This window comes from Parasegetibacter sp. NRK P23, assembly GCF_023721715.1.
Taxonomy (GTDB): Bacteria; Bacteroidota; Bacteroidia; order Chitinophagales; family Chitinophagaceae; genus Parasegetibacter.
On record NZ_JAMDLG010000001.1, the window covers coordinates 2,536,864 to 2,549,398 of the forward strand.

The 12,535-nt window shown below is 48.4% G+C and carries 12 protein-coding genes; 4 read left to right on the top strand and 8 right to left on the bottom strand.

All coding sequences use genetic code 11. The annotated features are described in order from the left end of the window. Positions 1–101 precede the first annotated feature (101 nt). The 4 genes from M4J38_RS10310 to M4J38_RS10325 all read right to left on the bottom strand — a co-directional run bounded on the left by M4J38_RS10310 (position 102) and on the right by M4J38_RS10325 (position 2,820). Complete coding sequence (locus tag M4J38_RS10310) at positions 102–407, bottom strand: rhodanese-like domain-containing protein (RefSeq protein WP_251759478.1); 306 nt, start codon at positions 405–407, stop codon at positions 102–104. 32 nt (positions 408–439) lie between these two features. After that, a complete protein-coding gene (locus tag M4J38_RS10315) occupies positions 440–1,243 on the bottom strand; it encodes a PASTA domain-containing protein (protein ID WP_251759479.1) in 804 nt (267 codons plus the stop codon). A 55-nt stretch (positions 1,244–1,298) separates the two neighbouring features. Continuing rightward, positions 1,299–2,282, bottom strand: a complete 984-nt coding sequence (locus M4J38_RS10320) for a D-alanine--D-alanine ligase (RefSeq protein ID WP_251759480.1) — start codon at positions 2,280–2,282, stop codon at positions 1,299–1,301. A 190-nt stretch (positions 2,283–2,472) separates the two neighbouring features. Continuing rightward, positions 2,473–2,820, bottom strand: a complete 348-nt coding sequence (locus M4J38_RS10325; protein ID WP_251759481.1) for a 4Fe-4S dicluster domain-containing protein — start codon at positions 2,818–2,820, stop codon at positions 2,473–2,475. Positions 2,821–2,910: 90 nt separating this feature from the next. Between M4J38_RS10325 and M4J38_RS10330 the strand changes: the two genes are divergently transcribed. Together M4J38_RS10330 and M4J38_RS10335 are read left to right on the top strand one after the other, a co-directional pair. After that, a complete protein-coding gene (locus M4J38_RS10330) occupies positions 2,911–3,933 on the top strand; it encodes an acyl-CoA reductase (protein WP_251759482.1) in 1,023 nt (340 codons plus the stop codon). 189 nt (positions 3,934–4,122) lie between these two features. Then, positions 4,123–5,637 (top strand): trypsin-like peptidase domain-containing protein, encoded by a 1,515-nt coding sequence (locus M4J38_RS10335; protein WP_251759483.1) that lies wholly within the window; start codon positions 4,123–4,125, stop codon positions 5,635–5,637. Between the two features lie 113 nt (positions 5,638–5,750). Here the strand turns inward: M4J38_RS10335 and M4J38_RS10340 are convergent, their stop codons facing one another. Next, positions 5,751–7,025: an alpha-amylase family glycosyl hydrolase gene (locus M4J38_RS10340; protein ID WP_251759484.1), complete on the bottom strand. Its 1,275-nt coding sequence runs from the start codon at positions 7,023–7,025 to the stop codon at positions 5,751–5,753. Positions 7,026–7,154: 129 nt separating this feature from the next. Here M4J38_RS10340 and M4J38_RS10345 point away from each other — a divergent pair, with 129 nt between their 5' ends. Beyond that, positions 7,155–8,366 carry a 4-hydroxy-3-methylbut-2-enyl diphosphate reductase gene (locus M4J38_RS10345; RefSeq protein ID WP_251759485.1) on the top strand — a complete coding sequence of 404 codons (1,212 nt, stop codon included), beginning with the start codon at positions 7,155–7,157 and terminating at the stop codon, positions 8,364–8,366. Between the two features lie 76 nt (positions 8,367–8,442). On the opposite strand, the gene M4J38_RS10350 is transcribed toward M4J38_RS10345, so the two are convergent. From M4J38_RS10350 to M4J38_RS10360, 3 genes are all read right to left on the bottom strand, one after another. Then, positions 8,443–10,074 carry a T9SS type A sorting domain-containing protein gene (locus tag M4J38_RS10350; RefSeq protein WP_251759486.1) on the bottom strand — a complete coding sequence of 544 codons (1,632 nt, stop codon included), beginning with the start codon at positions 10,072–10,074 and terminating at the stop codon, positions 8,443–8,445. A 220-nt stretch (positions 10,075–10,294) separates the two neighbouring features. After that, positions 10,295–10,981, bottom strand: a complete 687-nt coding sequence (cmk, locus tag M4J38_RS10355; protein ID WP_251759487.1) for a (d)CMP kinase — start codon at positions 10,979–10,981, stop codon at positions 10,295–10,297. A 110-nt stretch (positions 10,982–11,091) separates the two neighbouring features. Next, entirely contained in the window at positions 11,092–11,559 is a 468-nt protein-coding gene (locus M4J38_RS10360) for a hypothetical protein (RefSeq protein ID WP_251759488.1), read from the bottom strand. A 146-nt stretch (positions 11,560–11,705) separates the two neighbouring features. Between M4J38_RS10360 and M4J38_RS10365 the strand changes: the two genes are divergently transcribed. After that, entirely contained in the window at positions 11,706–12,521 is an 816-nt protein-coding gene (locus tag M4J38_RS10365; RefSeq protein WP_251759489.1) for a lipopolysaccharide assembly protein LapB, read from the top strand. Positions 12,522–12,535: the final 14 nt, after the last annotated feature.

A 12,535-nucleotide genomic window follows, 5' to 3' on the forward strand; every position in this document is an offset into this window, starting at 1 on the left:
ATTCAACATACCCCGGCTTTTAAAATTATACTTCTTTGCTTCTTTTGAATTATGAATTCAACAACCAATTCAACATTCAAAATCCATCATTCAAAATTCGCTCACCCAACGATTTCCTGCCAGGCGAGCATTCCGCCCACCACATTGGTCACATTCTTAAAGCCAACGGTTTCAAGAATAAGACACGCTTGTCCGCTGCGGTTACCGCTTCTGCAGTAGCAGATTACTTCTTCCTCTTTGAGGTCTTCGATATCATCGAGTTGCATAGTCTGTATCTTTCCTAGGGGATACAAGGTTCCGCCGATGTTGAATTCGGCGTGTTCGTGTGGCTCGCGCACGTCCAGGAGGTTGAGCTTTTCACCGCTGTCAAGCCTGGATTTCAGTTCCGCAACAGTCATTGTTTTCATCAGTTATATGCTTTTAGGTGGTAGATACTTGGTTAAAAGTTGGTGCCCGTGGAATCCACGCGCACTGGTTTTTGAAGTCCGAGCCAGATGGTCACGAGTTGTCCGGGACGGATCCTGTTGATGCGTCCTTCCTCCCCGTTTCTTTCCGGCGATTGTTTGTAAATATAAGCCCCGGCGGTATCCTGCACGTTGGGATCCACCACGGTGGCGCCACGTGAAAGTCCGTTCGCGTTCAACAAGGCTTCGGCTTCCGTGAGGGTCATGCCGAACAGATCGGGCACGGAAATCTCTTCGTTGCTGATGCCGCTTCCGAATACCAGGGAAATAGTGCTTCCCATCGGAATCTTGGTGCCGGGCTCCACTTTCTGGTTGTTGTACAGTTGCTCAATCACCGCGTTTTTGGCGAAATCCGGTTTGTAGCTGGTGTCGCCGAGTTTCAGTCCGTACGATTTCAGGTAATCGCTGGCGGAGCGGTAGCTCATGTTCAACAGGTTCGGCATATCTATGATTGGCGGAATGGCGCGGTTGATGGTGAGGTATACGGTCCGGTTCACTTTCACCGATACATCCGGTTCCGGGAACTGACGGATCACACTCAGGCGCGCGGCGGTATCTACGTAAACCGAATCCTGGATGGCCACATCAAAACCTTGCGCTTCCAGCGTTTCCGTTGCTTTGTCCACATTCATCCCCGCCACGGAAGGCACCCGGAGTATTTTGCCGTGGTTCGTAAAAAAGTCAAGGGATTGAAGAAAAATGAACACCAGGATGAAAATCAGCGCAATAGCGGCCAGGAGGTTCACCCAGAAAGGTTTATTCGTTATGAATCGGAACACGTGGTATCTGTTTTTTAAGTATTTGCCCTGTTTGGGTGGTTCAAAGAAAACAAAATTATGCCAAACATTCATCCAGGAGGGCGGAGTAAAAATCTTTCAGCGTTCCACCGGAGGCGCGTACCTGTTGCGGAACGATACTTGCCTCGCTTTGTCCGGGCACGGTATTGATCTCCAGGAGGAAAGGCTCTTTTATTTCCGGTTCATAAATAAAATCCATGCGCACCACGCCCCGGCAGTTGAAAAGCTCGTAAACCTTTTTAGCATTCATTTCCAATTGGGATTGGAGCGCGGCATCTATTTCAGCGGGCGTGGTCTCCATCGCCAGGCCAGGCGTGTATTTCGCCTCAAAATCAAAAAACTCTTTCTTGCTTTTCACTTCAGTGATCGGCAGCACATGAATGGCGCCTTTTGAGCGATAGACGCCGATGGTGAACTCCCGGCCCGTAATAAATTCCTCCACCAGCACCTGGGCATCTTCCTTAAATGCTTTTTCGATGGCGGGCGCCAATTCTTCTGGCAGGTTTACCTTACTCATCCCGATACTGGAGCCTCCATTGTTTGGCTTCACAAAAACGGGCAGTTTCAATTGAGCCAGCACCTGTGCGGAGGAAAGCGGCTGCGCTTTGAACAGGTGAAGCGATTTCGCCACCCTGATCCCGCCAAAAGCCGCCACGGCTACCGTATACCTTTTATTGAATGTAAGGGCAGAAACGGCCGCGTCGCAAGAAGTATAGGGCAAGCCCATCAGATCGAAGTACCCCTGCAGTTTCCCATCCTCACCCGGTGTTCCGTGGATACCGATGAATACCCCGTTGAAACGGATTTTTTTCCCGGCAATCGTAAGGGTGAAATCACTTTTATCTACCGGTATTTTTCCGCCATCGGCCGTAGGATGAAACCATTCTTCAGGCGTGATATTGATGCGGTACACCTCGTATTTTTCCGGGTCCAGGTTTTGTTCGATGGTAATGGCGCTTTTATAGGAAACAACGGCTTCACCGGAGTAACCACCGGTTACGAATGCGATAACGGGCTTCATGTATTGGTTGAATTTTCTGAAAGCAAAGTAAAGGAAAAAATAAAAGGTGAAGGTTGTTTGTCCCTTCACCCTTGATTCTCGACGGGAAATATCACCCGCCTGCATTAGGTAGCGCTAGGCTACTCTTATTAAGAGTTTGAAATTGCTTAAACTAAGTTAATAAAATTTCCGAAACGGCCAAGAATTTCTTTTACACATGCAGCTTCGCTTTCTTGTCCATCAGTTCCTCCACGGTTTCCTGGTACATTTCATCGGGCACACAGCAATCCACGGGGCAAACGGCCGCGCATTGGGGCTCTTCATGGAAGCCCTGGCATTCGGTGCATTTATTGGGAACAATGTAATAAATATCCACGCTTACAGGGGCATTGCGCTGATCGGCATCTATTGTACTGCCATCCATCATGGTGAAAAGACCTTTCACCGCAGTTCCGTCTGATATGGCCCACTCCACGCCGCCTTCATAAATGGCGGTATTGGGGCATTCGGGTTCACACGCGCCACAGTTGATACACTCATCGGTTATTTTGATCGCCATAGGTTCTTTATTTTAAACAGTATGATTTGCAATAACTTTACACGGCAAACGTACAATTTTTTACAAAAAACAGCGCAAGAAAGCGCCGGTTTGATACAGAAGATCAACGAAATGAACCTGCAAGAAAGAATTGCCCTGCTGGTAAAGCTAGGCGGATATATGAATGGAAACGAACCCGGATGGGCCGAAGCAAAGGAACTTGCCCTGCAAAAAAATCCCTGGTTCAACGAACAGTTTACGGCCAACGCCATAGCCGGCATTGCCGGATGGCTGAAAGAAGAAAAACTCACGGCCTGGGCCGGAAACTACCAGCTTCCGGAAGAAAATACAGCTCCGGCCAACGTGGGCATCGTGATGGCGGGAAATATTCCAATGGTGGGGTTCCACGACTGGCTCTGTGCTTTTATTACGGGACACACAGCAATGGTGAAACTTTCTTCCAAAGACGATGTACTGCTCCCCCACCTGGTACAATGGCTGGAAAAACAGGCACCCGAAATAAAAGGACAGACCCGTTTCGAAGAAACGCTTAAAGGCGCCGACGCGTACATCGCTACAGGCAGCAACAATTCAGCGCGGTATTTCGACCAGTATTTCGGGAAGTTCCCCAACATTATCCGGAAGAACCGTACTTCTGCGGCTATACTTACGGGTGAGGAATCTCCTGAAGAACTGAACGCGCTCGCCACCGATATCCACCTTTATTTCGGTATGGGCTGCCGGAATGTGACCAAACTTTTCGTGCCCGAAAATTATGATTTCCTGCCCCTGCTGGAAGCATTCGAACCCTATGCGTGGTTCTTCGATCACCCGAAATTCAGAAGCAACTTCGACTACCACCTCGCAGTCCGTATCCTGAACAAGGAATATTTCATGACGAAAAACACAATGCTGCTGGTGGAAAACAAATCACTTTTCGCACCGATTGCTGTACTGCATTATGAATTTTACCGCGCGCCCAACGCGGTAATAGATGCATTGGAAGGCAGTGAGGAACTCCAATGCCTGGTAGGCAGGAACCATATTCCTTTCGGAAAGGCGCAGGTCCCTGAACTGGAGGATTATGCTGATGGTGTGGACACAATGGAGTTTTTGCTGACCCTAAAAAAATGACATGCAGACTGTCAATCTTCACTGTCAATTTTTCACCGAGTTTCCCATAGAACCGTTAACATCTACGAAAATCTTACTAATTTACTGTTAAATGGGCTTTCGGCAACAACCATATACGAACGTTCTCGTTTATTTTGTACGCAAGGCATTAAATTTGAATAAGATTAGAGAACTTAAATGAGTAGCAAAATGAAAATCAAACAGATTCTTTCCATTGTGCTGATCAGTGCCGGAACCTCCGTACTGAGTGTATGGGGATATGGTAAATGGATCGGCGGCAATAACAACTCCTATTCCGCAACCGACGGAAAAATTCCTGCCAATTACGCGAATTTCGTAGACGCTTCGGGCAATGTAGCGGCTCCGGTTGACTTCACGCAGGCATCTGCCGCGGCGGCGCCGGCCGTTGTGCACATTAAAACGAAAACCATGCAGCAACGTGTTAACAACAACAGGCGCGGCAATGGTGGTTTCGATGACATCTTCGGCGACTTCTTCGGATACGGCCCCACCGTGATTCCTGAACAACGTGCTTCGGGCTCCGGTGTCCTCATCAGCGAGGACGGCTATATTGTTACCAACAACCACGTGGTATCTAATGGTAATAATGGCATCGCCGATGAAATAAATGTGACGCTCAGCAATAAGAAGACCTATAAAGCCAAAGTAGTGGGCAACGATCCGGGCAGCGACCTCGCTGTACTGAAAATTGACGGCAAGAACCTTCCCTTCGTATTGTATGGCAATTCCGATAACATCAAGATTGGTCAGTGGGTACTGGCGATTGGTTATCCACTGAACCTGGAAACTACCGTTACAGCAGGTATTGTTTCCGCTAAAGCAAGAAGTCTGGGCATCAACCAGCGCCAGGCGAACCCTACGAATGTAATCGAATCTTTCATACAGACCGATGCGGCCGTGAACCAGGGCAACAGTGGTGGTGCACTCATCAACACCAACGGTGAGCTGGTGGGCATCAACTCCGCGATCGCTTCTCCCACAGGTTATTATTCCGGCTATTCTTATGCGATTCCGGTGAACCTGGTAAAGAAGATCGTGAATGACCTTATGAAGTTTGGTTCTGTTCAACGCGGCTACATTGGTATTCAATACCCCAACGAGTTGTTGAGCGATGATCAGAAAAAGGCCAACGGCATTCCTGAAGGTGAAGGCGTATATGTAATGGAAGTGGTGCCCGGAGGCGCCGCACAGGATGCCGGTATTAAGAAAGGGGACATCATTACCAAAATCAATGGCTCCAACACTTACAGCGGACCGGAAATGGTAGGAAAAATAGCCTCTTACAGTATTGGCGAAAAAGTGGCCATCACTTACCTGCGTAACGGCAAAGAATATACGACGAATGTAACACTGAAGAACGGTTCCAATACGCTTGCAGCTGTAAAGGGTTCCGTACTCGATAAAATGGGCGCTGAATTTGTGAACCTGGAAGCCTCCAAAGCAAAAGAACTCGGCATTAAAGGTGGCGTGGTGGTTAAAGGTATTTCTTCCACAGGCCTCATCGCAGATCAAACCAGGATGAAGAACGGTTTCATTATCCTGAAAGCCGGTAACAGCCCGGTAACAAGCGTAGATGAACTGAAGGCCGCGCTTTCAAAAGCGGGCAGCAGCACAATTCTGGAAGGTATTTACCTGAACGTTGAAGGTATTTTCTCCTATGGATTGAACGAACTGGACAGATAATAACTGGTCAGACCCGAATAAACAAAAATCCTCCCGGTAATAACCGGGAGGATTTTTGTTTTATAGTGTATTATTCAGAAGAGTTGCAGGAGAATCCTATACCAACATGGTTGCTATTGATGGAAAACATAATAGCCATAAGGCGGGAGGGTGATTGAGGTATTACTTTCCAGCACAACTTCGTTGTTACCAAACAGCTCCGTAAATTGGCCCGACGCGATTTCAGTATTCAATGAAAAACTTACGGTAGAAGCGGAGAAATTCAGCATAATCAACACGCGTGCACCCTGGTTTTCACGTACAAAGCAAAACACCTGTAAAGGGTGAGAAGTAGGAATACGTTGGGTATATACATTCGTATCGCCCGCCCGAAGGGCGGAATGCACAGCGCGGAGGTGAAACAGTTTCTTATAGAACTCATGCAGGGCGGGCCTTTCATTCCATTCTATCTCATCTTTATCGAAGAACTTCAGCCGTTTAATGTTGGGCATTTCCTGGCCGCTGTACAATAGGGGCATCCCATTCCAGGTAGCGGAGAATACAGCCAGTGGCAGTGCCAGTCCACCGAACTTCTCGTATTCCGTACCATTCCAACTGTTCTCGTCGTGGTTCGTCGTAAAATAAGCGCGCATGGCAACCGGGGGAAACCGGTGGTCCAGTTTGTACAACAATTCCCAGAGGTCCTGCATGGAGGCTTGTTGTTTCGCGAACCTTTCGCTGGCATGCATCCATTCCCAGGTGTAGGTAACATCAAATACATCGTGGTAGCGCACTTCCTCGCATTCGGCGAGCCAGAAATGTTGCTGCCGCGCATCCAGCCGGGTCCGGGCCTTTTGCCAGAATGAAAGCGGCACAAGGTGTGCCATATCGCAGCGGAACCCATCTATCTTGAAGCTTTGCAGCCACCATTCCATACAGGCGATCATTTCTTCTTCGAGGGCAGGGTTGGTGTAATCGAGGTCAATCACATCGTCCCACCCGTTTTTTTCCGTGAAATTTCCCGCTGCGTCACACAGGTAAAAATCAGGGTTTGTACGGGTCCATTCATGGTCAAGACCGGTATGGTTCGCGACCCAGTCGATGATGAGCTTCATCCCCAGTTCGTGTACCTTATCCACCAGTGCACGGAAATCATCCAGGGTGCCGAATTCCGGGTTCAGCGCCCGGAAAGCCTTCGAGGCGTAATAACTTCCCAGCGTACCCTTTCTTCCTTCCACCGCGATGGGCGTAACCGGCATGAGCCACAACACCTGAACGCCCATATCCGCCAGCCGGGGCAGGTGGTCCATAAAAGCACGGATGGTACCTTCGGGCGTGTATTGCCGAAGGTTCACTTCATAAATATTCGCAGAAAAAGCCCAGGAAGGAGGATCAAAAAGAACAGCCATTGATAGTGTTTGCCGGTTAAATTAATGTATTTCGGGAACTTTGTACCTTTACCACTCGCAAGCAGCGTGCCGTAAGGCCGAACAAATGAACAATATTCCCGTTAGGGTAAAGAAAAATATATTCCACGGATGAAGCAATTCAATGTGCCCGCTTTTTACAGAAGTCCGCTCATTACGTCCATCAAACAACAACGACGCAGCAAGGATAAGCTGAAGAAAGACTTCACGCCTACCCTGCTCAATTTCGGACCACTGCACATTTACCTGGCCAGGCATTTTGGCTTCTGCTATGGCGTGGAAAACGCTATTGAGATCGCGTTCCGTACGGTGGAGGAAAACCCGGGAAAAAACATCTACCTCCTCAGTGAAATGATCCACAACCCGCAGGTAAACGCCGACCTTATTTCAAGAGGTGTCCGCTTCCTGATGGATACGAAAGGCAATGAACTGATTCCCCTTTCAACCCTGAGCGCCGAAGACATTGTGCTGATCCCTGCTTTCGGCACTACCCTGGAAATGGAATCCAAGTTGCACGAAATGGGCATAGCCGTTGAACATTACAACACCACCTGCCCCTTCGTGGAGAAAGTATGGAACCGTTCCGCCCAGATCGCGGAAAAAGGCTACAGCGTGGTGGTACATGGCAAACCCGGGCATGAAGAGACCCGTGCCACTTTCTCCCACAGCGCCGCGGGAACGCCTACCCTTGTGGTAAAAGACATTAAAGAAACCATTGAACTCGGGAAAATCATTACAGGTGAACGTGCTAAAGAAGATTTTTTCACCCTCTTCGAAGGCAGATTTTCCCCGGGATTCGATCCTGAAAAAGACCTGCAGCGTATCGGCGTGGTGAACCAAACCACCATGCTGGCCAGCGATACACAGGAGATCGCAGAATACCTGAAAAAAATCATGGTGAAAGTATTCGATCTGAAACCCGAAAACACCACCGAAAGATTCGCCGATACCCGCGACACACTTTGTTATGCCACCAACGACAACCAGCAGGCCGTGTATGGCATGTTGGAAACACCCGCGGATATAGCCATTGTGGTGGGCGGGTATAACAGTTCCAATACTTCTCACCTTGTAGAACTCTGTGAAGAGAAACTCCCGACCTATTTTATCAGCGACGCGTCAAAAATATTATCGGATACTTCCATACTGCATTACGATTTTCATCATGCGCGCGAACTGCTTTCCACCGATTATCTTCCAGCGAACAGGCCACTTCGTATACTCATGACCAGTGGCGCGTCCTGCCCTGATGCTTTGGTGGAGCAGGTGATTGAAAGGGTACGGGAATTGATTCCGGGCACAACTGATCCGGTAATCTCGTAAAAAAATAAAACTTCCAAATAACAAGAAGGGCCATCGCAAGAATGCGACGGCCCTCTTTTTTATACAAACCACAGTGTTACTTCATCAGTTTCATGGCCACTTTCTGCTCCTGCGTTTGCAGGATCACGGTATAAATACCTTTGGCGTAAGCGGCCAGGTTGGGCACTTCCACGGTATGGCGGCCGGCGGAAAGCTGCATGCTCTTCGACTGCATTACTTTTCCTGCGTTGTCGACCAGCAGCACCTGTACCTGTTGTGTTTTGTCGAGTTTTACATCAAGATTGATGCGGTCGATGAAAGGGTTGGGATAGGTTTTTACTTGTTCTACACTCAGGGAGGAACCCATGTTCAGTTTTACTACATTGCTGTATTCAACGGTACCATCGGTTGCCACGATTTTAAGGCGGTAGAAATTAAAGCCTGCCGCGGGTTGCGTATGAATGGCGTTGTACTGTTGCTGAGTGGAAGCGTTTCCTTTACCAGCGATCTTTTCGATGGCGGTAAAATTCTTTCCGTCCGTAGCGGATTCCACTTCAAAATAACTGTGGTTCAGTTCCATTTCAGTGGTCCACTTCAGGTAAACTTTTCCGTTTTTCTCCGCGGCTTCAAAGCTACTCAGCTTAACAGGTGTAGGCGCTCCGGCAGCCTGACAGTTGAGCGGAGCTCCATAGCTGTCCGCAAAGTTGGTGGTATCGTACAAAGGCATGGTGGCATCCACCACTACATTGGAACCGAGGTTATTCATGCTTTTGTTTACTTTCAGTTTGTTGGAAGCATTCAGGCCGTTCAGTTGGCTGTTGTTGTGAATGGTTGTTCCACCCACATAAAGGTTACCGCCGGTGTTGCTCACGTTGTCACGGGTCATATCGCCGGAGATGCGGAAAAGCGCGGAAGGATTTGTCTGACGGAGGGTACCCGCTGAATTGAAGTTCACCAACCCGTTCACCATCACCAGTCCTTCGTTTCGGATGGGCTTGTCTACGGTGATACCACCGTTGAACACCAGGTAGTGCAGGTTAACAATAGAATCTCCGGGGTTCAAACTCGTACCCTGCAACACCATCCATGATTCGTTGTACACTTTCCCGGTGATCACGGAACTGCCGGATACATAAAGGCGACCGCGGTTATTAAATTTCCCGCCACTCTGCACTTCAAAAGATCCTGAAATATTAAGACGGCCATTGTTATTGAAAGTAACGTTATTCTTCACCTGGAGGGAAGGCATGTTCATGGTACCGCATACCGCGTTGGAGAAAGTAAGCGGTCCATCCATATACTGAAGGCTGTTTCCGCTGATGGCGCCTTCGTTCTGAATGCTTGCACCGGTTTTGAAACTGGCGCTATTCAGTACCGCGGTACCATAATTGAGCAGTGAACCTTTAAAATCCCAAAGACCTGAAGGACTGAATGTGCCGCCAACAGCTACTTCTACAATAGAACCTTGTTTGGCGGTAAGTTGTCCGGTGAAGGAACCGGTACTGGAGATGAACAGTTTAGCGCCATTGTTAAGGGTAAGACCACCGGTGAAGGAAGAAGAAATACAAACTACATCTCCATTGTTATAAGTGGCCCAGTTGGTAGGAGCCACGGAGCCGGATGGGCATTGCGCCTGCGCGGCAGTGGCGAAGAAAGAGATCAGGGCAAAAAGAATAGGCAATACGATGCCGTTACGGCTTTTGCCGTTGTTTGTGTAAAAATTATTCATCTTATTGTGGTTTGTATGTGAACAGTGGTAAAGCCGTTTTTCAAACCGGAGATTGGAGGTGGTTAAGCGCGGGCAATAAATGGACAGCACTACTTTTCAGTAGAAGTTTACCATAAAAGCCATACAGATTAACCGATGGAGTTTTTAAGAGGATTTTGGGTACGAATAGGTGTTAATGCTTAGGCAAAGGTAAATGCCATTTTGAAAACCTGCAAGTGTTTTACCCGCATTTTTCGTTAACGAGATGCAAAGCCTTGTGTAATTGTTGCTCCATGGTGAGGTGTGTATTGTCGATAACGATGGCGTCATCTGCTTGCCGGAGCGGGCTTATTTCGCGGTGAGAATCAATGTAGTCGCGCATTTCGAGGTTATTTTTCACCTCTTCAATGCTGATGTTGGGGTTCTTCTGGAAGAGTTCTTTGAAGCGCCGCTGCACCCGGATGGCGTTATCGGCGGTCATGAATATTTTTAGTTCGGCATGGGGGAAAACCACGGTACCGATGTCGCGGCCGTCCATTACAATGCCTTTCCGGGCACCCATTTTCCGTTGCTGGGCCACGGCGAAATCGCGTACTTCCTTAATGGAAGCCACATCGCTTACTTTTTCGGCCACCACAAGGTCGCGGATCACGTATTCCACATTTTCGTCATTCAGGAACATTTCGCTCTGGGCGCTTTGTTCGTTGAAACGGAAATCCAGGTGAATATTTTGCAGGGCCTCTACCACCTGTACGGGACTGGTCCAGTCGATATGGTTCCTCAGAAAATACAGGGTAACGGCCCGGTACATCGCGCCACTGTCTATATAAACGTAGTTCAGTTCCTTCGCCAGCTGCTTGGCGAGTGTACTTTTTCCGCAGGAGGACCAGCCATCGATGGTTACTATGATCTTTTTCGAGGGAACCACAACAAAAAATTTAGCTGTTTATTGAAAAAACAGTAGGATGTAAATCAAAATCGTATTTCTTCCCGGAATACCGTGCCGGAAAGAAATACGATTGAACGAAACATTTTTTATCAGAACCAGCCTCTGCCTGCTCCGATTTCGCGGAACGGCCAGGGAATGGAAATCAGGATCACCAGCAATGCCAGTCCATAGAACAGCAGGGAACGCTTGTGCTTCACTTCGTCGGCGATATTCTTCTTCGCGAAGGATTTGCCTACGTGCACCAGCGCGATGGCGATGATCATGCTGATGAAGTGCTCCACCGCGAAGAAACGCATGGTGGGGTTCTTCATTACACCAGCCATGCCTTCGGCCTTGATGTGCACCAGCCCCCAACTATCGCCCACGGCCCAAAGGTACAATCCGATCAATAACATAATATCGCAGGAAATCATCAGGAAAAGCCCGGTTTTCTTATCACCTGGCGTGAACGCTTTTTTACCGGAGATACCTGCGATACTTCTGAGGATGGCGATGACCAGCAAAAGAAGGATCACCCAGCGTAAAAAACTATGCAAATGGAGCATTCCTGTGTACATGCGTGTAATTTTAAAGAGTTGAAAATTATTAAGATAGAACGCGTAATTTGTTGATTGAAATGCAAATATACCTTTTCTGCATTTTGTTCGTTTAATACTGGAATGTTTAATTTCAGTTTTCGGGCCCGCAATAAATTTTGAAGCAGATGAAGTTCAGTTACGCCGCATATGTTATCCTGATGACCTCTTTTTTTGCGGGAAGTTCCTGCCAGCACAATGGTTCCGCCGGAGGACAACAGCAGGAGGAACAACCGGAACAGAATACGATCAGCCGTTTGAAAGCTGAAATCCGTTCTTATCCTGATTCTCTCCCCCTCCGTATGCAACTCGCGGCCCGCTTACGGCGCCAGGGCGAATTGAGGCCAGCACTCCGCCAAACGGACACCATCCTGCAAAAAGATTCCCTCAACCCCGCGCTGCACCTTTTTAAAGGAGAACTGTTGCTGGAACTGAAAGATACCACCGCAGGCATCCTCGCTTACGAAACCGCTTACAGGATAGAACCTGCTTCCGAAACGCCTTTTAGCCTGGCTTACCTGTATGCCGTTACAGGAAACTCCAAAGCGCTGGAACTGTCTGATACACTGATCGCACGCATGAGCCGGCAAAACCCCAAAGGAGACCCCTACTACATTAAAGGCATATACCATCTTCAAAAAGGCAATCAGCCGGAGGCGCTCCGTTCCTTCAACCAAAGCATCAATATCGACCATACTTTCATGGAGTCTTACACGGAAAAGGGGCGATTGTTGTTCAACCAGAAAAATTACCGCGACGCGCTTAAAGTGTTCCAACTGGCTGCCACCGTTTCCAACAGCTATCCCGATGCTTATTATTGGCAGGGCAAATGCCTCGAAGAAATGGGAGAAAAAACCACCGCGGCCAACCAATATAAAAAAGCGATAGGACTCGATCCGGACTATAAAGCCGCACGTGAAGCGTTGCAGAAACTCGCCGACTGATTATATTGCAGCGA

What these genes read in the sequence shown, in the direction of transcription:
- M4J38_RS10340 (WP_251759484.1), bottom strand. Translation starts at nt 7,025, where the DNA reads ATGGCTGTTCTTTTTGATCCTCCTTCCTGGGCTTTTTCTGCGAATATT.
- M4J38_RS10325 (WP_251759481.1), bottom strand. Translation starts at nt 2,820, where the DNA reads ATGGCGATCAAAATAACCGATGAGTGTATCAACTGTGGCGCGTGTGAA.
- M4J38_RS10320 (WP_251759480.1), bottom strand. Translation starts at nt 2,282, where the DNA reads ATGAAGCCCGTTATCGCATTCGTAACCGGTGGTTACTCCGGTGAAGCC.
- M4J38_RS10360 (WP_251759488.1), bottom strand. Translation starts at nt 11,559, where the DNA reads ATGTACACAGGAATGCTCCATTTGCATAGTTTTTTACGCTGGGTGATC.
- M4J38_RS10365 (WP_251759489.1), top strand. Translation starts at nt 11,706, where the DNA reads ATGAAGTTCAGTTACGCCGCATATGTTATCCTGATGACCTCTTTTTTT.
- M4J38_RS10335 (WP_251759483.1), top strand. Translation starts at nt 4,123, where the DNA reads ATGAAAATCAAACAGATTCTTTCCATTGTGCTGATCAGTGCCGGAACC.
- M4J38_RS10310 (WP_251759478.1), bottom strand. Translation starts at nt 407, where the DNA reads ATGAAAACAATGACTGTTGCGGAACTGAAATCCAGGCTTGACAGCGGT.
- M4J38_RS10345 (WP_251759485.1), top strand. Translation starts at nt 7,155, where the DNA reads ATGAAGCAATTCAATGTGCCCGCTTTTTACAGAAGTCCGCTCATTACG.
- M4J38_RS10350 (WP_251759486.1), bottom strand. Translation starts at nt 10,074, where the DNA reads ATGAATAATTTTTACACAAACAACGGCAAAAGCCGTAACGGCATCGTA.